We start from the raw sequence: 21,264 nt of genomic DNA, 5'->3' as shown, positions 1-21,264 counted from the left end.
AAAGAGTTACCAGAAATGTAGGATCTCGTTCCCGTCACGCAGTCATCCTTCTCACAATCGCGGTTTTGGCCAGAATTGGTCGGATCGACAGAAGGATTCTGTCCTGCCGTTCAACTTTCAGCGGCTCTGCCGATAAAAGGAATACCAGCTTTTCGCTGACCCTTTGCCGCCTGGAATGTCATGTCCGAAAACGCCCCATCCATCATCAACCGCTCCAGTGTGTCGCTGGCTCGGGCCTCACTCTTTAAGTTTGCGGGTCTGTTGGCATCGGTATTCGTTCTCGCCATCGGTTTGCTGTTGTACTTGGCGCATGATCTCAATCGCACCGAGGGGCTAGAGGCCGACTTCTACACCAGGAAGGCTGTGCATTCACTGGAAAAAACCGTCGGCTCAACCCTCAAGGACTACGCCTTCTGGGGCGATGCCTATCAGCATCTGCACACCCGGGTGGACACTGACTGGGCTTTCGAGCAGCAGAACCTTGGCCCGACGCTTTACGCCGATTTTGGTTTCCAAGGGGTTTTTGTCATCGATCCCGAGGGCCGTACGGTGTACTCGGTCATCAAGGGCGAAATGGCCAGCGTTTCAGCTGAAGAGTGGCTCGGGCAGCCCCTCGACAGCCTGATCAAAAAGGCCCGGGAAGCGGCAGACAGACAAGCCCCGGTAACCTCCTTCGTCAGCTTCGCCGGGCAACCGGCCTTGCTGGCGGCAGCGGCGATAACACCAGGCATGGATCCGACCGTTGTACGGGATGAAGGGCCGTCATCGGTATTGATCTTCGTCGATGCACTGGACAGTGCCCGTCTGGAGGCGATCGGCGCCGATTATGGCATCGAAGGGCTGCATGTTTCCGCCGTCAGTGATGGCCATCATTCCTCTTCCTATCCGCTTGGCGAGAACGGCGCAGCAGGTGAACTGCACTGGCAGGCGGAACGGCCAGGCGCTCAATTGCTAGGGCTGATACTGCCGTTGATTGGTGTCGCCGGGCTGCTGGTGTGGCTGATGACCTGGGCCATTCTGCGTCGGACAACCGCAGCTGCTCAGGCGCTCGATGCAAGCTTCGCCTCGCTGAAGTCGAGTCAGGCCGCGTTGGCGACCAGCGAAGCGCGGTTTCGTGATGTTGTCGAAGCCAGCTCCGACTGGATCTGGGAAATCGACCGCGAAGGCCGCTTCACGTATCTGTCCGAGCGCTTTCAAAATGTCACCGGACTGAGCAAGGATCAGTGGCTGGGCGCGCGGATGGACGACTTGCTGTGCACCGAGCTTGGCAGCTTGTCCCAGTGGTTGAGCATCCCCAATCGGCGCAGCAACATCAGTGTGCAATGCCGGTACGTCGACAACAGCGGCCAGGCGCGAATAACCCGATTGTCAGCCCGCGAGATAGACGGGTTAGGATTTCGCGGCACCGCGACCGACATTACTGAGGAGGTCGCAGCGCGTCGGCGTATCGAGTACCTGTCTCAGCACGATGCCCTGACCGGCTTGCCGAACAGGACTAGGTTGCAGGAATTTCTCGACGGCAAACTCAAGGCTGCGCCTACCGCCGATCAGCCGCTGGTCATGCTCAGCGTGGACCTTGATCGCTTCAAGCCGGTCAACGATCTGCTCGGTCACGCGGCCGGTGATCGAGTGCTCAATGAGGTGTCGCGGCGCTTGGGTGAGTGCATTCGCAGCGGCGATCTGGTTGCGCGCATCGGCGGCGACGAGTTCGTGCTGATTCTCACCGACGTCAGCTCCCAGGAGGAGGTCGAAGCGCTCTGCCGCCGGTTGATCGATTCGATCGAGCTGCCCATGCAGATCGATGACCAACAAGTATTTGTCAGCGCCAGCATCGGCATTGCGATGGCGCCCAACGATGCCAGCGAAGCGGCTGAACTGCTGCGCTACGCGGACATGGCGCTATACGAAGCCAAAGCCGGAGGACGTAACACCTGGCGCTTCTATGCCGGCGATATGAACGCCAGGATCATCGAGCGCCGCCGCCTGGAAAGCGACCTGCGATTTGCTATCAAGCACGGCGAGCTGCGCCTGCATTTTCAGCCCCGCTTCCGGATTGCCGACGGCAAGATGGTCGGCGCCGAAGCGTTGGTCCGTTGGCAGCACCCGGTACGCGGCCTGATATCGCCGGACACCTTCATCCCGATCGCTGAAGAGACCGGCCTGATCCTGCCCCTGAGCAACTGGGTCCTCAACGCCGCCTGCGAAAGTGCCGCGCACTGGCCCAAGCAGCTGTTTGTGTCGGTCAACCTGTCCTCGACCGAGTTCCAGCGCGGCAATCTGGTGGAGCGCGTTGAGCGGACACTGACCGAGCACCGTTTCGCTCCCGAGCGCCTTGAACTGGAAATCACCGAAAGCGTGATGCTCGAAGACGCCGTCGTCGCCCTCGACATCATGCGCTCGCTCAAACGCCTGGGCGTGCGCCTGTCCATGGACGACTTCGGCACGGGTTATTCCTCGCTGAGCTATCTGCGCTCGTTCCCGTTCGATGGATTGAAAATCGACCGCAGCTTCGTCAACCGGCTGAGCGAGAGCGAGGACGACCAGTCGATCATTCAAGCCATCGTCGGGTTGGGGCGTGCGCTGTCGCTGACCGTCACGGCCGAAGGCATCGAAACCAACGAACAGCTTGAATTGTTGAACGCGGTGCACTGTGACGAAGGGCAGGGCTATTTGTTGAGCCGCCCGCTGCACAGCGACGCCTTCAACGCCTTGATCGGGGCGCAAAGGGCAGAGGTGATGCAGTAACAACGGCGGGTGCCAGTCAGGAACTTTGGAAGAAAGCTTGCTCAACACTGGATACGGCATACGCGCAAACATGCGTTGAATATGCCGGCGCAAACCCTGTAGGAGCTGCCGAAGGCTGCGATGCTACTGGGGGCTGGTGCGTCCTTTATTTCACCTGCATCGGGGCAAAAATGGCCCGGATGCCCCGACACTTGGGATAGTTAGAGCAGCCCCAGAAGTTACCGCCCGCGTTCGCACCCGTGCGGGCTACGCGTATCACCATCGGCTTGCGACAGTGCGGGCAGGCGGGCGCTTCTGGCGCAGCGACAGGTTTCGGAATCGGCGGTGGAGACGGGGCTTTTACCGGCTCGGGCACAGGCTGGAAAACCGGCTCGACTCGCGCCTCAACCACAGGGCTTGACGGGTTTGGCACCGGTTTACGAGTCAGCGCGATCCACTGATTCAACGCCGCGCCATCGATCAGTTGCACGTTGCGGCCTGACGCAAAATCCCGCGCCGGTTTGGAAAATTGCCCACTGGTAATCACGAAACCGCCGACCGCCCCCTCAGCCGCCATCGCCCCATACAGCTCACGCACCACCGGCACGCCGACCTGCATCGAACGCCACTGCTTGCACTGCACCAGATACTTCTCGCCATCTTTGCGCGCGACCAGATCAACGCCGCCGTCCGGCCCGTTTCCGCCAGTCTCCTGCACCGCAAAACCTTGCCGTCTCAGCGCCTCACCCACCAGCAACTCAAACTCCCGCCACGAAATGCTTGCCAGCGTATTGCCGCCTGGGGTCGTGATTGAAGTAAGAAGATTGCGCCGTTTGCGCCGGGCCAGAATCGAGAGCAGGGCTCCGAGGCCGAAGATCGTGGGGAGGATGAATTGGCCGAACGAGGCGAACGTCTTGAACAACGTCCCGAGCATCATCGACTGAAGCTGCTGCACCCCGGAATAAATGGGCAACGGCGCACTCGCCACCGAATGCAGATAAATCCCCGAGCCCAACGCAATGGCCAGGCTGACCCACCACGGGAGTTTGGAGGCGAGGAAAAGAAGATCGTCAAAGCCAGAAGTTTTTTTGGCCATGTCCATTGCTTTGCTGAAAGGAATCGGAGGCATCCACTGCCGCCGCCATGGTCAGGTAAGCAGCACACGGAAGTAAACTTTTTTTGCCGATCGTTCCTCACGCTCCGCGTGGGAATGCATCCCCGGACGCTCCGCGTCCCCCTCAATACCACCGCTGAACCGGGACCAGCCCACAAACCCCTTCATAATCCCGCGCACTCGAATATCGCCAATGCGCCCCAACATCCACATACCCTCGCTTCACCGGATTGTGATGAATGTAATCAAGCTTCTGCCGCATCACCGCCTCACTGAAAACAACCTCAGCGTGAGTCCCCTCCTGCCAGACCTGATACACCCGATCAACCTTATGCGCGCGCTTCGCAAACCGTAGCCGCTTGAGCGTGTTCTCGGCGTTAACGCTTTCCAGATAGTCAATGATGGATCGGGCAGTAAAAGACTTGAAACCAGCCACACACTTCACCAAATCCGGCGCCTGAGCCAGAAAGTGCAGATGATTCTCCAGCACTACGTAACCGTACAATCGAAGCCCCTGATGGGCCTGCTGGAAACGCCAGGCGTTGAGCACAATCTCCACAAGAGCAGGACGAGTGAACAGCGGCAACCACTCGACCACCGTGCACGTCATAAAATGCGGCAGCGCAGGATCAGTAATCGTGTAGCGACTTCGGGCCATGGATTCATCCTTGAATCATCGTCAGCGTGGACGCGGAGCGTCGAAGGCTACATTCCCACGCAGAGCGTTGGAACGATCAGGGTGTCACTACATGTGAACACCGCCCCAGACGTTCTGCGTCCCCGCCGCAAACGCCTCAGAATGACCGCGCACTGATCGTTCCTCACGCTCCGCGTGGGAATGCATCCCCGGACGTTCCGCGTCCCGCGAAGGTGACAAATTCGTAGGACGCATCCTATCCGACAGTAATCCACATCCCTTTCGCACAAACCCTATTTCATTAGCCTCGCACCCAAGTAACCCTTCGCGCTGATTTCAGTTAGGAGCTTTGCCTGTGAAACAAGAAACCAGCCAACACATGGGGCACTTCGGTGTGTTTTTCAGGGTCACGACCTTTACCGTCATGCCTTCCGACCGCCCGAACCTTCGGACACTGCACTTCTGCGCGTCAAAGGGGGAGTCCTGGAAAGTGAGCAATTTCGTCACCGACATTTACGACCGAATGCTGGCGCAAGGGCGACCGTGCGAAATGATGGTGGCGATATCGAATCCACTGACGCGCAAGCCAGCGGAGTTGTTCAATGATCAGAACGATGCCATAACGGTCGCAATAACAGCAGTTGCGGCCGCTGCAGTTCCATCGTCGAACAAGTGGGCCAAAGCGACATCCGGTTTCTTCGGAGGGGCTTCTGCTTTTTTTGGGTTGGATTCGCGACACGCTGGAGACGTTGTGGTGTCGGTTCAGGCTTGGGTAAACGGCGGCATCGGCCCTCAACACACCTCTACGGCAATGCTGATCAAAAACCAGGGTGGCTCCAGATGACCATACCCATGATCATGGGCGTTGGCATGACGATTAGCTGCTTGCTCTTCTACAAGCTCAAGTCTCGCGCTCGGAGGAAATGGCTAGGTTTGGCGATGATGGTCTTTGGTTGCGTTGCGATCTCCACAGTTTCAGGAATGAAAAGTGAGCTTTTCATCATCGTCCTGATGACTACCACTACGGGCTATTCGTTGTTCTCCGACCGCGACCAGCTCACCAAGGACGAGGAATAACCCATGCTCTTCATCCTCGCCGTATGCCTTTCCTGCACCGCCTACTACCTGCTAAACCACAAGATCAAATACCGCCAGAAAAGAAAAGGGTCCGGCCTGGCTCTGATAGTCGTGGGCGTAGCAGCAACCTTCACACTCGACACCGTCATCAAAGAACCCTACCTCTACGCCTTCACGGTCATCTGGTGCATCGGCCTGGAATTGTTCTTCAACTGCGACAAATACCGCGATGAATACTGAAAGCAAAAAGGCCAGAAACCCGCGCCTCTGGCCCCTCACTCACCTCACCCAAAAAACCGACGCGCTGCCCGCCACCAAGCCCCCCGAACCTGCCCCGACCCCGAATCCACTTGCAACTCAGCATGCGGCAACAGCCTCGGCATATCCCGCAGCCTGATCCACGGCTCGCTCTGCCAATGCAACATACTCACCGACAACCCCGGCCATTGCAGAAAACTCAAACACGGACTGCTGTGCGTCGGCGGCAACTGCTCATCGCGCAACGCCGGCACCACCTCATTCGTGACCCACTGCCGCAGACCGCGATTCTCCGCGTGATGGTGATGCACCAGCATCGTGTACAACCCCGACTCACTCAGCAGCAACTCACTCACCAGCCCGTAATGCGTCGTCAGCGTCACCACACGACGCTGGTCAGCATCGAGCTTGCGCGTAGTGCGCTCATCCAGCGGCCAACCGATCATGCGGCTGATATCGCGGGCGCAGAACCAGACTTGGGATTCGAGGAGGAGGGCGCGGAGCTGGCGGTTGTGGCGTAGGAAGCTGGTGGGTTGGAGCGGGGCGGGTGAGGGTTGCCTGGGATGGCTTGGTGCGTCGAGGTTGAGCATTCTTGTTATCTCTGCATTTTTAGCTTTGTAGGGCTAAGGCGTCGGGAGTTAAGAAACCTCCAATGCAGAAAAGGCCGGACTTATTCCCCTTTCGGGTCTTGTATTGGTCCACTCCCGACATAGCAAAGATCTTACGACGCGCAGCCGAAGGCCGCAGGCACGTAAGCCACATTCTTTCGGGAGCGGGCAGGCCGCTGCATTAGGGTTTCTGTTGTGCGTTTCTTAGGCGCGGTGAAAGGGTAGGGCGCTCTGAGAAAGTGAGCAAGATGCAAAGCTGTAGGGCGATTCTGAAATTCAGCAGCTGATTTTGTGCTGATGGACAGGATCAGAATTCTCCCTATACTGTTTTTTTGTACAGTATTTATCGGGCAGTCCTTATCCCTTGCTGTGACACTGGTTTTCTCTCAGAGAGGAAATGAAGAATTTACAATTTGCAACGTAGGGATAGAATGGTGATCGCTCGTCACAGATTTGACCCAGAGGAAAGCTAGGTCCATGAACCTTTTTGAAGCCACAACGCCCGATTCATCTTCACTGGACCAATCTACCTATTCCCCTGATCCCCATCCTGCAGAAGATATGGCGCTCCTTCGCCAGCTGTTGGAGATCTATGACCAAGGGCAGCTCGCGGCGAAATTGAATGAGATAGGGTCGTCTCATTGTCGTGAGACCGTTAACCGCTGGGTGAAAGGGAAAGCTTCGCCTCGTCTGACACATCAGGAATACGAGCATCTGAAGTCGTTGCTTCCAAAGCGGCCAACCACGAAGTCTTCTTTTACTTTTATCGATTTGTTTGCTGGCATCGGCGGTATACGCAAAGGATTTGAAGCAATCGGTGGAGAGTGCGTATTCACCTCCGAGTGGAACGAATTCGCTGTAAGAACCTATAAAGCGAACCACTATTGCGATCCGGCCCGGCATCGATTCAACCAAGACATTCGGACGGTCACCCTGTCAGACAAGCTCGAAGTGAGTGACGAGGAAGCGTATCGGAACATTGATCGCGAAATCCCGGATCACGATGTGCTGCTTGCCGGATTTCCTTGCCAGCCATTTTCCTTGGCCGGTGTATCCAAGAAAAACTCTCTGGGCCGCAAACATGGCTTTGAATGCGAAACCCAAGGAACTCTGTTTTTCGACGTCGCCAGGATCATCGCGGCCAAGCGCCCGGCTGCTTTTCTTCTCGAAAACGTCAAAAACCTGAAGAGCCACGACAAGGGCAATACGTTCCGAATCATTTGCGAAGCTCTTGATGAGCTCGGCTATGAAGTGGCGGACGTGAATGCTCCCAAGGGTTCAGATCCTAAAGTGATCGATGCAAAGCATTTCGTCCCTCAGCATCGTGAACGAATCGTATTGGTAGGCTTTCGGCGGGATTTGAACGTCCACGGCGGTTTTACGTTGCGTGACATAGACAAGCTGATTCCCAAGCAGCGTCCTAGCTTCGGTGACGTACTGGATAAAGATGTAGATCCCAAATACATCCTCACTCCGAAGCTCTGGGACTATCTCTATCGATATGCTGAAAAACACCGTCAAAAGGGTAATGGCTTCGGCTTCGGCTTGACCGGGCCAAATGACGTCGCACGGACCCTTTCTGCGAGATACCACAAGGATGGTTCCGAAATTCTGGTGGATCGCGGATTCGTCGAACACCTCGATTTCCACAGTGAGCTGAATCAACTCAACCGTCCTCGTAGGCTTACTCCGCATGAGTGCTCGCGTCTGATGGGCTTCGACCGACCAGGAGAAAGCAAATTTGTGATACCTGTCTCCGACACTCAGGCGTACAGGCAGTTTGGCAACTCTGTAGCGGTCCCAGTTTTCGAGGCCGTGGCTCGATTGATGAAAGACCGGATTTTGGCTGCTAAATCTAAAACCGCTGAGGCCCAGCCTCAGTTGGAATTTGCGCTGCCTGCCTGAGTCGAAGCAACTTCTGTATAGCCCAAGGCGCATTCGCGCCTTGGTACGGAGGTCTCCTTGGTCGACGTCGTCGATGCCGCAACCCGCTCCAGAATGATGTCCGGTATTCAGGGCAAAAACACATCTCCGGAGCTCCTCATCCGTAAAGCCCTGCATGCGCGGGGCTTTCGCTTTCGTATCCACGCCAAGGATCTCCCTGGCAAACCTGATTTGCTCTTACCTAAGTACAGGGCCGCTGTATTCATTCATGGCTGCTTTTGGCATGGACATGCATGCAGGTACTTCAAGGTGCCCAAGACTCGACCTGAGTTCTGGTTAGAAAAAATCGGGAAAAATCAGATTCGCGACGAACTTCAGGAAGCTACTCTCAAGGCATTGGGCTGGAGAGTTCTCGTCGTGTGGGAGTGCGCAGTGCGTTCGATGAAAAAAGAAAAATCCCCAAAGCTGGTTGACCTGATAGCGGACTGGCTGATAAATGGATCCGAATATTTCCAGATCGACGAAACCTCATTGGAACCAGGATGTTCACAGACCGCATTAGCGACTATTTCGAAGGCGTAGCTGCAAAATATTTGAGCGCAGTTGATGCAGACCCCGGGCGCTCTCACCAGCATGAGATAGGCGGATTACCTGCCGCTGGCTTTAAACAGTTTCTTGGCACCCCTGGAAAGGACCAAGAGTATCGATTTAAAGCGAAGCAGATCTATATCACAGACGATGCTATCGCCCCGGAGGTTGTCGACGGCTACGTCACTTGGTACGACTGTAGGCGGAAGCAGGCGCACCGTGGACCGGAGTTTCGCTTGTATTACTTCGACAATGCAGTGACTGAGTTGCTGAGGCAGGGGGATTTTCTTCTCGTCGCAAAAATGCGTGACGACTCACTATTGATAATTTTTACACCAGCAGGAAGCACAGTAGAGAATCAGCTAAGAGTTCTGTTCGGTTTGGATCACATTGATCAAAGATTTACAGCTGGCATATTAGATTCTATGAGGCTGCTTCTTCCTCTGCGGTTGATGCTCGAAGATCTAGGTATTGAAATTAATCGAGTGGAAACTGGGGATGATATCTGGCTAGACAGACTAATAAAGAAATTTGGTGGTTCGGGATTTCCTACGACATCTGAATTCTCAACATTTTCTCGGCTCTCAGTTGAAAATGATATGGATCCACTCACACGGCCGGACGAAACAATTGTTGGCTGGATGGAGCATGAGGAAAAACTTTTTCGAATTTATGAACGCCACTTGGTGCAGCAGCGACTTTGTAAAGGTTTCGGCGCTAATGGTGAGGATGTGGATGCTTTCATTAGTTTTTCGCTAAGCGTGCAGAATAGACGTAAATCCCGAGTCGGCCACGCTTTTGAAGGGCATTTGCGTGAGATATTCAACTGCCAAGGTATATATTATGAGCAGGGTGGAGGAAAAGGATTTACTACAGAAAATAATTCTAAGCCAGATTTCATTTTCCCCGGTTTTTCATCTTATCGAGACCCGGCTTTTCAGTCCGAAAAATTATATATGTTGGGTGCCAAGACTACCTGTAAAGATAGATGGCGGCAGGTGCTGAGCGAGGCTGGCAGGGTTAGAATTAAGCATCTAATTACTTTGGAGGCAGCTATTAGTGAGCGGCAAACTTCTGAGATGCAGGCTCATAATTTGCAGCTGGTTTTGCCTATTGCTATACATTCAACATATACATCCCATCAAACCAAGTGGCTATTAAGTTTGTCTGAGTTCATCGCTATGGTTAAACTATCTCAATAGTATGATATTGATTATGGTTAAGTAGGACTGAGTCGTTGCTGTGTAGTTCTTGATACTTCTGAGCCTTATGATATTTTTCGGTGGCTTAATACTTTCGCCCTAAAATCTATTTGGGTTTGCGTTTGCCCGTATACCGAATTTTTTCTCGGTGCCATTGTAAAGCTCTAGGGTCTGGTTTGAATTTTGGATCGGTAGGGATAGAAATGGGATTTGTGTCAAGTTTAGTAATGTCGAAGTTTTTCTCGATTGCTCCCACTTCTTTGGGTACGTGCATAAAGCCCTTTTCATCAATCCAAAAAAGTCCTCTATCGAAAGCCCAGTGGTGTAGTTTGCAAAGTGCTATTCCATTCCGTGCGTCATTGGCTCCAGCGTACCTTCTAGGTATGATGTGCGCCGCGTCAACTTCTACTAATCCTGTTGGGCAGTGCGCCCCTTTTTGGCATGCTGCGCATTCGTGATTGTAAAGTTCAAGTATTCTCTTACGAAAACTCTTATCCCGGCAGTATTGAAAGATAACATTAGTGGATTTTATAGCATTGCTCTCTATAGGCTCGAAAGCTTCGGCTTCCTTTTGCATCTGTAGTTGTTTAGCTTCGTCAGCTAAGTCTCTGAACGATTCCGGTGGGAATGCCTCGTAGATAGGACCTGCAGACCTATTTTCTGTTATATCTAAAAGTTCTTTAAATTTGGGATCGCTTTTATTTATCAATGTTAGGCGGTAATCGGTCGCAGATTTTTGACTCCGTTGAATAATCATGAAATCTTTAGCTGAAGACTCAGCAAATAGTTTACGCAGATTCTTAGTTAGCCTTTTTTCTTGTTTGAATTCACCATTTCTTTTAGAGGGCTTGTTTGGCCAAGATTGTATCTGATATCTAATAGGTACTTTGCCCAAGTTTATTTTCCCATTCCACAGTTCTGCGGTTAAGGGGATAGAGACGGCTGGTCTCAGGACTGTGGGCTTATCGAATATTGTGGGGAGAAATTCTTGGATTTCTTTGTTGATTAGCGGTCCAGATTGGTGATTATTGTGACCGGTATCATTTTCTGAAATTCGCTTAAAGAAGCCATAATCCCAATCCTCGGTAGCTTCAAACATATTTATCCTTGGCGTTGAAGAGGGGCAGTTGCGACACACGGATATTGACCGTGGCGGTATGACTACCGCCACGATTCAAATTCAATCCCAGCTAAGCGCCCCACCAGTCTGATACTCAATAACCCGCGTCTCAAAGAAATTCTTCTCTTTCTTCAAGTCCATGATCTCGCTCATCCATGGGAACGGGTTAGTCGTACCTGGGTACTCTTCCTTCAAACCAATCTGGCTCAAACGACGGTTCGCGATGAATTTGAGGTAGTCCTCCATCATCGCGGCGTTCATGCCCAACACGCCGCGGGGCATGGTGTCGCGGGCGTATTCGATTTCCAGTTGGGTCCCTTGGAGGATCATCTGGGTTGCTTCTTCCTTCATTTCAGCGTCCCACAGGTGTGGGTTTTCGATTTTGATCTGGTTGATCACGTCGATGCCGAAGTTCAGGTGCATGGATTCGTCGCGCAGGATGTATTGGAACTGTTCTGCGACGCCGGTCATTTTGTTGCGGCGACCCATGGAGAGGATCTGGGTGAAGCCGCAATAGAAGAAGATGCCTTCCAGGACGCAGTAGTAAGCGATCAGGTTGCGCAGCAGTTCTTTGTCGGTTTCGACGGTGCCGGTTTCGAACTTCGGATCGGAGATCGAACGGGTGTATTTGAGGCCCCAGGCTGCCTTTTTGGCGACCGATGGGATCTCGTGGTACATGTTGAAGATCTCGCCTTCGTCCATGCCCAGCGATTCGATGCAGTACTGGTAGGCGTGGGTGTGGATCGCTTCCTCGAAGGCTTGGCGCAGGATGTACTGGCGGCACTCGGGGTTGGTGATCAGGCGGTATACGGCCAGTACGAGGTTGTTGGCAACCAGGGAGTCGGCGGTGGAGAAGAAGCCCAGGTTGCGCATGACGATGCGTCGTTCGTCGTCGGTCAGGCCCAGCGGATCACGCCATACGGCGATGTCGGCGGTCATGTTGACTTCTTGCGGCATCCAGTGGTTTGCGCAGCCGTCGAGGTATTTCTGCCAGGCCCAGTCGTACTTGAAAGGCACGAGCTGGTTGAGGTCGGCGCGGCAGTTGATCATCATTTTTTCGTCGACGGCTACGCGTGCGCTGGCGCCTTCGAGTTCAGCCAGGCCTTCTGCAACGTCGAGTTTATCCAGTGCTGCCTTGGCGCGTTTGATCGCGGCGGAGTCACTGGCGGTGACGGCGCGCGCTTCTTGTGCGGCCTGGCCACCGGCGCTGTCGAGTTTGTCCATTGCGGCTTCCGAGGCATGGCCTGCATTAGCGCCTTTGGCGGGTTCGGCGGCGTCTTCTTTGTCGAATTCGTCCCAGCTCAGCATGGTGATGAGGCTCCTGCTTGAGGACCGTTTTTGGCGGTCTGATCGGATTTTAAGATGTAGGTCGCCAGCGTTGCGTTGAGCGGAGCTGGCAACGAAATTTGGTTAGGTATTCTTGAAGGTCTTAGGTTGATTGATCTACAAAGCCAGCACACGTTGCTTCGGATCGATCGGTATGCGAGTCAACAGGGGAAAATTTCAGAGTGCCAGCTTTGCGCGTGCAAATGGTCATTTTGAGTACCCTGGATGAGCGCGGGATTATACAGATTTTGCCCGGCGCGGGTTCGTCCGTGACGGAAATTGAATGCTGATAAGCCTTCATTTTCCTTTGCGTTTTACGTCATTCCATGCATCGACGAAATGTGTCGGAATGTGCCGCTAATCGCGTATGTTGTGTTTCTAAAAGGCGCGAGACGCACTATATAGTGTGAGCTGGTCACTCGCAATCTGCTGGGAAGGCTTGAGTAGTGTCATTCCGAGCGCCCCGATTTGGGTCATGGCATTCAACTGCTCGCGGGATTGCGGATTCACAGGTGTGTAGACGTCTGGGCAAAAATATTAGGGCCTAGCTGCAGCAAAAATAATTTGCAAAAATATGACGAAATCGACGGGCGGCCAACCGGATTGGATATTGGACCGTTAGAAAATACCTAAGATTTATCCACCAATCGCATCCCCCACACACCGCTCAAACACCCGTACCAACCCCGAATAATCACACCCCACCGCATCAATATTCGCCTGCACCCACTCCCGCGCGTCCACTGGCCACCAACTGATTTCATACCCGGCGTTCACAATGATGTGCTCAAACAGAATCCGCTGCGCCCGGCCGTTGCCTTCGCGGAAGGGATGCACCACGTTGAGGTCGCCAAACAGTTCTGCGCTGGCGTGGATCAAGGCTGTGCGGTCCAAGTCCAGAAACCAGTTGGCGTCGGCCAGTGTTTTGAACAGCTTGTTGGCTTCGGGCTCGATGCGGTGCGTGACGCAGAAGTGGGTTTCGTCTTTGGAGATATCGACGGTGCGCAGTTCGCCGGCCCAGTCATAGAGATCGGAAAACAGCTGGCGGTGGATGTTTTGCAGGTAAGGAAGGTCGTAGGGCGGCAGAGCGAAATCGAGGGATTGTGCGGCGACTTCGGACAGGTCGCGCTCGGCTTGGGCCAGGGTTTTGTCGTCGGTCAGGTCCAGGCGATTGCGCAGGGTCCCGGTGCCGGGAAGGCAGTAGGGGTCTTGGCCAACGCCATATTTGTCGACCATCAGGCCGATTTTTTGCGGTAGGTGTTCAGCAGTTCTTCACGGGAGGGGAGGCGGCGTTCGGCGTCGAGCGGGGTGCTCTCGAAACCTTCCAGGCGCAGGCTGGCTGCGTAGTTGGAGCGGCGGGTTTTTTGGCAGTAGGCTTTTTTTACATCTAGCGAGGGAGCTGGCATTGGGCGTTCTCCTGGCTTCAAAGAAAGTGAGTGTAGCTGAAACGCGAACCGGGAGCATTAGGGCTCCCGGTTGGCGGTGTTGCCGTAAAAGCTATCGCGGGTAAGCGCGCTCCTGCATGGGAACGCGCTTGCTAGCGGGTGTTACTGGCAAGCCTCGCAGTCTGGCTCGTCAATGGCGCAGGCCTTCGGCACCGGTGCTGGACCTGGCGAAGCTTCGGCTGGCGTTGGTGCTGCCAGTGAGGTTTCGTCCGGGCCGTGGCCGCCGCTCGATACTGCGTTGAGCTTGCTGGTGCTGATGGTCGATTTCTCGGTGCTGGTCGCAGCCAGGGCACGGAGGTAGTAAGTGGTTTTCAGACCACGGTACCAGGCCATGCGGTAGGTCACGTCCAGCTTCTTGCCCGAGGCGCCGGCGATGTACAGGTTCAGCGACTGAGCCTGGTCGATCCACTTCTGACGGCGGCTCGCGGCATCGACGATCCACTTGGTGTCGACTTCGAACGCAGTGGCGTACAGGTCTTTCAATTCCTGCGGGATGCGTTCGATCTGCTGCACCGAACCGTCGTAGTACTTCAGGTCGTTGATCATGACCGAGTCCCACAGGCCGCGCGCTTTGAGGTCGCGAACCAGGTACGGGTTGATCACGGTGAACTCGCCGGAGAGGTTCGATTTCACGTACAGGTTTTGATAAGTCGGTTCGATCGACTGCGACACGCCCGTGATGTTGGCGATGGTGGCGGTCGGTGCGATGGCCATGATGTTGGAGTTACGAATGCCTTTCTGAACACGGGCGCGAACCGGTGCCCAATCCAGGGATTCGTTCAGGTCCACATCGATGTACTTCTGGCCACGTTGCTCGATCAGGATCTGTTGCGAATCCAGCGGCAGAATGCCTTTGGACCACAGCGAACCCTGGAACGTCTCGTAAGCGCCGCGCTCGTCGGCCAGATCACACGAAGCCTGGATCGCAAAATAGCTGACCGCTTCCATGGATTTGTCGGCGAACTCAACTGCTGCGTCTGAACCGTAAGCAATGTGCTGCAGGTACAAAGCGTCCTGGAAGCCCATGATGCCCAAGCCCACTGGACGGTGGCGGAAGTTGGAGTTCTTCGCTTGCGGCACCGAGTAGTAGTTGATGTCGATCACGTTATCGAGCATGCGCACGGCGGTGTCGATGGTGCGCTTGAGCTTGGTGGTGTCCAGCTTGCCGTCGACGATGTGGTTCGGCAGGTTGATCGAGCCCAGGTTGCAGACCGCGATTTCGTCCTTGTTGGTGTTCAGGGTGATCTCGGTGCACAGGTTCGAGCTGTGAACCACGCCCACGTGCTGCTGCGGGCTGCGCAGGTTGCATGGGTCTTTGAACGTCAGCCAAGGGTGGCCTGTTTCGAACAGCATCGACAGCATCTTGCGCCACAGGTCTTTGGCCTGCAGGGTCTTGAACAGTTTGACCTTGCCTGGGTACTCGGTCAGCGCTTCGTAGTACTCGTAACGCTCTTCGAATGCTTTACCGGTCAGGTCGTGCAGGTCCGGGACTTCGGATGGCGAGAACAAGGTCCATTTGCCGTCATCGAAGACACGCTTCATGAACAGGTCAGGGATCCAGTTGGCGGTGTTCATGTCGTGGGTACGACGACGATCATCACCGGTGTTCTTGCGCAGCTCGATGAACTCTTCGATGTCCATGTGCCAGGTTTCCAGGTACGCACAGACAGCGCCTTTGCGCTTGCCGCCCTGGTTGACTGCCACTGCGGTGTCGTTGACCACTTTCAGGAAAGGCACGACGCCCTGGGATTTGCCGTTGGTGCCCTTGATGTAAGAGCCCAGCGCGCGAACCGGTGTCCAGTCGTTGCCCAGACCGCCTGCGAATTTGGACAGCATGGCGTTGTCGTGGATGGCGTGGTAAATGCCCGACAGGTCATCCGGAACGGTGGTCAGGTAGCAGCTCGACAGCTGTGGACGCAGGGTGCCGGCGTTGAACAGTGTCGGGGTCGAGGCCATGTAGTCGAAGGACGACAACAGGTTGTAGAACTCGATGGCGCGATCTTCGCGGGCTTTCTCTTCGATCGCCAGGCCCATGGCCACGCGCATGAAGAAGATCTGCGGCAGTTCGAAGCGGATGCCGTCCTTATGGATGAAGTAACGGTCGTACAGGGTTTGCAGGCCCAGGTACGTGAACTGTTGGTCGCGCTCGTGGTTGATCGCCTTGCCCAGTTTTTCCAGGTCGAAGGTGGCCAGAATCGGGTTCAGCAGTTCGTACTGAATGCCTTTGGCGATGTAGGAAGGCAGCGCTTTGGCGTACAGGTCGACCATTTCGTGGTGAGTCGCGCTTTCGGCAACTTCCAGAAAGCCCAGGCCTTCGGCACGCAGGGTGTCCATCAGCAGGCGAGCGGTCACGAACGAGTAGTTCGGCTCACGTTCAACCAGGGTACGGGCGGTCATCACCAGCGCGGTGTTGACGTCTTTCAGAGCAACGCCGTCGTACAGGTTTTTCAGGGTTTCGTTCTGGATCAGGTCGGCATCGACCTCGGCCAGACCTTCGCACGCTTCGGTGACGATGGTGTTCAGACGACCCATGTCCAGCGGCGCCATGCTGCCGTCGGCGCGAGTGATGCGGATCGATGGGTGGGCCTGAACAGGCTCTTCACCGACACGATGAGCACGCTCTTTGGAGCGGTCGTTGCGATAGATCACGTAGTCGCGAGCCACTTTTTGCTCGCCGGCGCGCATCAGCGCCAGTTCTACCTGATCCTGGATTTCTTCGATGTGGATCGTGCCGCCCGAAGGCATGCGACGCTTGAAGGTCGCGGTCACTTGTTCGGTCAGACGGGCAACGGTGTCGTGGATGCGCGACGACGCGGCGGCGGTACCGCCTTCAACTGCAAGAAACGCTTTGGTGATGGCAACGGTGATCTTGTCATCGGTGTAGCCGACGACGGTGCCGTTACGCTTGATCACACGCAATTGACCCGGCGCGGTGGCGGACAGGTCCTGCTGGGTCTCACCTGTCTGCGGCGCTTTGGCCTGCGGATTCTCGCGAGTTGTGTCTGTTTGCATGGGTGTCTCCACGTTCTTTAAGTTTGTTTGGCCACTGCGAGCACAGCGTTCCGTCTTGAAGCAGTCGATCGACAAATGCCGATCACAAAGACTTCAAAATGGAAGGGGAAGGGGTAATGGCCGCTTCCCTGGCTTTGAAGTCCAAAGGGCTACCGACAAGCGGCGGTAGCCCTGAAAAATCGATTGCAGAATGCTGTTTATAGGTTGCAAAGGTGGTGCCGGTGACGCTCCGTGACGCGCAGATTACAAGGTGTGCGTATCTGCCATTCGCGTGCGCGGTGTGGCGGTAGAAACTGTCGCGGTTTGCGCCTGTTTTGCCCAACAAAAATGCTTGAAAACTCAAGCTGACTTGTGGTTGGCTTTTGGAGCAAAACCCTACATGTAGGGTCTGTCCCCGCTAAGCGCTACAAGATAATGCGTTTTGGACACTAATTGCAACGTGTCGCCTGTGGATAAACGTGTGTGTAATTTGTGTGTGAAAGCGGGAAAACCCGTGTAGGCCGCAGCAGGCCTGCATTGCACCGTTGGTCACCCTTTTTCGATGTTTTTTATCCGGCGGCACGGTTTTTTGAGGGCGCGAACGCTATCACAAAATGGCGCGCGAGCAAGGTCGATTTTGGTGCGATTTGGATGTCGTGTGACATGCTCGGTGCGTTGCTACAATCGCTGGCCGCACACCCTTCGAAACTGGCGCCGCCCTGTAGGAGCCAACTTGTTGGCGAGACGGTTTAGCGTGGTGTCAGGCCCACCGGCTCGCGAATAAATTCGCTCCTACCGAAACGGCTCCTTCTATTAATAAGAACAACACCCGGAGACACGCCCCGTGCAGCAAGAACCCTGGCAGGTGCTGATCGTCGAGGATGACCAGCGATTGGCCGAGCTGACTCGCGATTACCTTGAGAGTCATGGCCTGCGGGTCGGTCTGGAGGGCGACGGAGCCAAAGCTTCCGCGCGGATCATCGACGAGCAGCCGGACCTGGTAATCCTCGACCTGATGCTGCCCGGCGAAGACGGCCTGAGCATCTGCCGCAACGTGCGCAGCCGCTACGACGGCCCGATCCTGATGCTCACCGCGCGCACCGACGACACCGATCAAATTCAGGGCCTGGACATGGGCGCCGACGATTTCGTCTGCAAACCGGTCCACCCCCGCGTACTGCTGGCGCGCATTCACGCGCTATTAAGGCGCAGCGAGGTGCCCGAAGCATCGACCCAAGAGCAACGGCGTCTTGTGTTTGGCCCGCTGGTGGTGGACAACGCCCTGCGCGAGGCCTGGCTCAACGAACACAGCATCGACCTGACCAGCGCCGAATTCGACCTTTTGTGGCTGTTGGTGGCCAACGCCGGACGCATCCTGTCCCGCGAAGAAATCTTCACGGCCCTGCGCGGCGTAGGTTACGACGGCCAGGACCGCTCCATCGACGTGCGCATTTCACGCATCCGCCCGCGCATTGGCGACGATCCCATCCACCCGCGCCTGATCAAGACCATTCGCAGCAAGGGCTATCTATTCGTGCCCGAAGCCGCGCGGGACATGAACAATTTCATGCTTAACGGCTGACCCATGAATTCCATCTTCCTGCGGATCTACGGCGGCATGTTGGGCGTGCTGGTATTAGTGGCCCTCCTTGGCGTGCTCACGCTGCATCTGGTGAACAAGGTGCGCGCCGAGCAATACCGCGAGCAACTGGCCCACGGCACCTTCACCCTGATGGCCGACAACCTCAAGCCCATGAACGCCATCGATCGCGGTCGCGCGCTGTCGGTGTGGGAGCGTTTGCTGGGGATTCCACTGAAGCTGGAAACCGCCGATCAAGCGCATCTGGACGGAGGCAGTCGCAATCGCCTGAGCCGCGGGCAAGTGGTGGTCGAGCAAACGGGGCCCCACGCCGCTCGTGTGTTTCGTCAGGTCGAAGACGCGCTGCCCGGCGCATCCGGCGCGCTGTTGCTGACCGGCGAAGTGCAGCAGATCAGCGAGCAACTGGCCCGCGCGACGATTTATTTGCTGATGGACGAACTGGTGCGCACGCCTGTGGATGAGCAGCCGGCGCGCCTGGAAACCCTGCGCCTGAGCAAAGGTTTTGGTTTTGACATGCACCTGCTCAAGCTCGATCAGCTGGATGTCGATGATGATCAGCGGCGACGCATCGACGAAGGCGACACGGTGTTGGCGTTGGGCAAGGGCGGAGATTCGATCCGCGTGCTGTCGGGTGTGGGCGAGACGCCCTGGGTGCTGGAGATCGGCCCGCTGTACCAGATGAATCCCTATCCGCCGGAGCTGTTGATATTGATCGCCTTGCTGGGCCTGTGCTTCATCGGCCTGGTGGTTTATCTGTTGGTGCGCCGGCTCGAACACCGTTTGCGCGTGCTGGAAGCGGCCGCCACGCAGATCGCCCAAGGCAGTCTCGACACCCGCGTTCCGCCTGCGGGCAGCGATTCGGTTGGGCGGCTGGCGACAGCGTTCAACGGCATGGCCGAGCATTTGCAGCGTTCGCTCATGATTCAGCGCGAACTGGTGCGGGCGGTGTCCCACGAACTGCGCACGCCGGTGGCGCGCTTGCGCTTCGGGCTGGAGATGATCGGCGACGCCGCCACGCCCGAGGCGCGGGAGAAATACCGGATCGGTATGGACAACGATATTCAGGATCTCGACAAGCTGGTGGACGAGATGCTGACCTACGCCCGGCTTGAGCAAGGCGCGCCGAATCTGAATTTCCAGCGAGTCGATCTGGAAGCGTTGATCGACCAAGTGATCGGCGAGCTGGCGCCGCTGCGGGCCAATGTTCGGGTGTCGCGCGGGGAGTCGGTTCAGGTCATGGCGTTCGAGATTGATCCCGGCAGCGAAGAGGCGTGGGTGGACGCCGAGCCGCGCTATCTGCATCGGGCGCTGCAGAATCTGGTCAGTAACGCCATGCGTCACGCGCAATCGCAGGTTCGCATCAGTTATCACCTGGGGGCCGAGCGCTGTCGGATCGATGTCGAGGACGATGGCCCCGGCGTACCTGAGAGCGCCTGGGAGCGGATTTTCACGCCGTTCATGCGCCTGGATGACAGCCGAACCCGGGCGTCGGGCGGGCATGGATTGGGGCTGTCGATTGTGCGGCGCATCATTTATTGGCACGACGGGCGGGCGCTGATCGGTCGCAGTGAAACGCTGGGCGGTGCATGTTTTAGCCTGGCTTGGCCGCGTCGGCAGGGTAACGCGTGAGGCCTGAGTTGTTGGTGGGTGATTTGGCACGTTTTAGTGAATCGCTGCTGGCGGACGATGATCCGAGGCCGGTAATTGCCGTGCCGGAACTGTTGCTGCCCGAAACGCTGGACCGGTTGCTGCTGCGCGTCTATGGCTCGGAACTGATGCCGAGCCAGTTGCCGGTGCTGGTGTCGCAGTGGTCCAAGTATTACTTCATGCAGATTATTCCGCCGCTAGTTGTAGCGGGTCTGGTGCAGGGTTGGCGTGGCTCGCTGGAGCTGGATCAGGTTGTGTTTGCGCTGGATGAGCGCGGAGTACTGGACGGCGTAAGGTTTTTGGATGCTGGCGGTTGTCGCGTGGGCGAGTGGGGCGATCCATTTGAGCGATTCGATTTTTTGCTCGATCACTTGCAACAGGTGATTGCGATGTTGAGCACCTATGGCGGTGTCGCGCCAAGCGTGTTGTGGGGCAATGCAGGGGATTATCTGGAAACCTGCCTGACCCAATTGGCGCAGGTAAGCGATGTGCCCTTGGATGCGGGCCTTGTGCTGTTGCATGAGCGGATACGACCCGATGGACGACGTAATCCTCTGTTCAAGGCAATTACCTATATAGAAGGTCCGAACGGTTTGCGGCGCCAGCGGCGCAGTTGTTGTTTGAGTCACCGGGTGGCGTGGGTGGGGCGGTGTGAGCATTGCCCGTTGATTGAATAAAGACGCATCGTTTTCGCCGGGGCCGCTTCGCAGCCCATCGCCTGCAAGCAAGGCTCCTACGCCTTCGGCAGAAGCGGGACTGCGGGGGGCGACATGTCGTTTTGACTCTGCCTGGGATGCGGCGCGCAACGTGGCTTTTGATTCTGCCTGGGATGCGGCGCGCAACGTGGCTTTTGATTCTGCCTGGGATGCGGCACGCAACGTGGCTTTTGATTCTGCCCGGAGGGCGTAGGAGCGCAGCTTGCTCGCGATCTGCCGGGCACCGGCAGTAGAACTTGAGCGTGCGGTGTGTCAGACAAACCGAGGTGGCCGGTTTGGGGCCGCTTCGCAGCCCATCGCCTGCAAGCAAGGCTCCTACGCCTTCGG

18 protein-coding genes are annotated in these 21,264 nt (G+C 56.1%); 10 read left to right on the top strand and 8 right to left on the bottom strand.

All coding sequences use genetic code 11. The features are described 5' to 3' along the window. Positions 1 to 180 precede the first annotated feature (180 nt). Positions 181 to 2,745: a bifunctional diguanylate cyclase/phosphodiesterase gene (locus ACWKWM_RS04685; protein WP_483845014.1), complete on the top strand. Its 2,565-nt coding sequence runs from the start codon at positions 181 to 183 to the stop codon at positions 2,743 to 2,745. A gap of 145 nt (positions 2,746 to 2,890) precedes the next feature. Here ACWKWM_RS04685 and ACWKWM_RS04680 read toward each other — a convergent pair whose 3' ends face one another. Next, positions 2,891 to 3,820 (bottom strand): restriction endonuclease, encoded by a 930-nt coding sequence (locus ACWKWM_RS04680; protein WP_483845013.1) that lies wholly within the window; start codon positions 3,818 to 3,820, stop codon positions 2,891 to 2,893. A gap of 142 nt (positions 3,821 to 3,962) precedes the next feature. After that, positions 3,963 to 4,496 carry an REP-associated tyrosine transposase gene (locus ACWKWM_RS04675; RefSeq protein ID WP_483845012.1) on the bottom strand — a complete coding sequence of 178 codons (534 nt, stop codon included), beginning with the start codon at positions 4,494 to 4,496 and terminating at the stop codon, positions 3,963 to 3,965. Between the two features lie 334 nt (positions 4,497 to 4,830). On the opposite strand from ACWKWM_RS04675, the gene ACWKWM_RS04670 reads away from it, so the two are divergent. From ACWKWM_RS04670 to ACWKWM_RS04660, 3 genes are read left to right on the top strand one after another with little or no spacing between them, the layout of a single operon-like run. Continuing rightward, on the top strand, positions 4,831 to 5,319 hold the full coding sequence (locus ACWKWM_RS04670; RefSeq protein ID WP_483845011.1) for a hypothetical protein: 489 nt from the start codon (positions 4,831 to 4,833) through the stop codon (positions 5,317 to 5,319). Continuing rightward, a complete protein-coding gene (locus tag ACWKWM_RS04665) occupies positions 5,316 to 5,552 on the top strand; it encodes a hypothetical protein (RefSeq protein WP_483845010.1) in 237 nt (78 codons plus the stop codon). Before ACWKWM_RS04670 ends, ACWKWM_RS04665 begins: the two co-directional genes overlap by 4 nt. 3 nt (positions 5,553 to 5,555) lie before the next feature. Then, positions 5,556 to 5,792, top strand: coding sequence for a hypothetical protein (locus tag ACWKWM_RS04660; RefSeq protein WP_483845009.1), 237 nt, complete (start codon positions 5,556 to 5,558; stop codon positions 5,790 to 5,792). Positions 5,793 to 5,836: 44 nt separating this feature from the next. Here ACWKWM_RS04660 and ACWKWM_RS04655 read toward each other — a convergent pair whose 3' ends face one another. Further along, complete coding sequence (locus ACWKWM_RS04655) at positions 5,837 to 6,400, bottom strand: BRO-N domain-containing protein (protein WP_483845008.1); 564 nt, start codon at positions 6,398 to 6,400, stop codon at positions 5,837 to 5,839. A 495-nt stretch (positions 6,401 to 6,895) separates the two neighbouring features. On the opposite strand from ACWKWM_RS04655, the gene dcm reads away from it, so the two are divergent. The 3 genes from dcm to ACWKWM_RS04640 are packed head-to-tail and all read left to right on the top strand — an operon-like array spanning position 6,896 to position 10,092. Further along, positions 6,896 to 8,323 (top strand): DNA (cytosine-5-)-methyltransferase, encoded by a 1,428-nt coding sequence (gene dcm, locus ACWKWM_RS04650; RefSeq protein ID WP_483845007.1) that lies wholly within the window; start codon positions 6,896 to 6,898, stop codon positions 8,321 to 8,323. 57 nt (positions 8,324 to 8,380) lie between these two features. Further along, positions 8,381 to 8,884 (top strand): very short patch repair endonuclease, encoded by a 504-nt coding sequence (locus ACWKWM_RS04645; RefSeq protein ID WP_483845006.1) that lies wholly within the window; start codon positions 8,381 to 8,383, stop codon positions 8,882 to 8,884. After that, a complete protein-coding gene (locus tag ACWKWM_RS04640; protein ID WP_483845005.1) occupies positions 8,845 to 10,092 on the top strand; it encodes a type II restriction endonuclease in 1,248 nt (415 codons plus the stop codon). Before ACWKWM_RS04645 ends, ACWKWM_RS04640 begins: the two co-directional genes overlap by 40 nt. Positions 10,093 to 10,198: 106 nt before the next feature. Here the strand turns inward: ACWKWM_RS04640 and ACWKWM_RS04635 are convergent, their stop codons facing one another. The 5 genes from ACWKWM_RS04635 to ACWKWM_RS04615 all read right to left on the bottom strand — a co-directional run bounded on the left by ACWKWM_RS04635 (position 10,199) and on the right by ACWKWM_RS04615 (position 16,995). Beyond that, on the bottom strand, positions 10,199 to 11,191 hold the full coding sequence (locus ACWKWM_RS04635; RefSeq protein WP_483845004.1) for an HNH endonuclease: 993 nt from the start codon (positions 11,189 to 11,191) through the stop codon (positions 10,199 to 10,201). 81 nt (positions 11,192 to 11,272) lie between these two features. Next, entirely contained in the window at positions 11,273 to 12,520 is a 1,248-nt protein-coding gene (locus tag ACWKWM_RS04630; protein WP_483834478.1) for a ribonucleotide-diphosphate reductase subunit beta, read from the bottom strand. A gap of 654 nt (positions 12,521 to 13,174) precedes the next feature. Continuing rightward, the gene (locus ACWKWM_RS04625) at positions 13,175 to 13,774 is read right to left on the bottom strand and encodes a putative adenosine monophosphate-protein transferase Fic (protein ID WP_483845003.1); all 600 of its coding nucleotides are present in this window, start codon (positions 13,772 to 13,774) and stop codon (positions 13,175 to 13,177) included. Further along, complete coding sequence (locus ACWKWM_RS04620; RefSeq protein WP_483845002.1) at positions 13,774 to 13,944, bottom strand: YhfG family protein; 171 nt, start codon at positions 13,942 to 13,944, stop codon at positions 13,774 to 13,776. Before ACWKWM_RS04620 ends, ACWKWM_RS04625 begins: the two co-directional genes overlap by 1 nt. A 141-nt stretch (positions 13,945 to 14,085) precedes the next feature. Further along, positions 14,086 to 16,995 carry a ribonucleoside-diphosphate reductase subunit alpha gene (locus ACWKWM_RS04615; RefSeq protein WP_483845001.1) on the bottom strand — a complete coding sequence of 970 codons (2,910 nt, stop codon included), beginning with the start codon at positions 16,993 to 16,995 and terminating at the stop codon, positions 14,086 to 14,088. An 823-nt stretch (positions 16,996 to 17,818) separates the two neighbouring features. On the opposite strand from ACWKWM_RS04615, the gene ACWKWM_RS04610 reads away from it, so the two are divergent. The 3 genes from ACWKWM_RS04610 to fhuF are packed head-to-tail and all read left to right on the top strand — an operon-like array spanning position 17,819 to position 20,898. Further along, the gene (locus ACWKWM_RS04610; protein ID WP_483845000.1) at positions 17,819 to 18,556 is read left to right on the top strand and encodes a response regulator; all 738 of its coding nucleotides are present in this window, start codon (positions 17,819 to 17,821) and stop codon (positions 18,554 to 18,556) included. A 3-nt stretch (positions 18,557 to 18,559) separates the two neighbouring features. Beyond that, positions 18,560 to 20,203, top strand: coding sequence for an ATP-binding protein (locus ACWKWM_RS04605; RefSeq protein WP_483844999.1), 1,644 nt, complete (start codon positions 18,560 to 18,562; stop codon positions 20,201 to 20,203). Beyond that, positions 20,200 to 20,898, top strand: coding sequence for a siderophore-iron reductase FhuF (gene fhuF, locus ACWKWM_RS04600; RefSeq protein ID WP_483844998.1), 699 nt, complete (start codon positions 20,200 to 20,202; stop codon positions 20,896 to 20,898). The genes ACWKWM_RS04605 and fhuF overlap by 4 nt, the downstream gene beginning before the upstream one ends. Positions 20,899 to 21,264: the final 366 nt, after the last annotated feature.

The sequence above is a fragment of the Pseudomonas rosaeacicularis genome (assembly GCF_057128745.1).
This window is presented reverse-complemented; position numbering and strand designations above follow the sequence as displayed.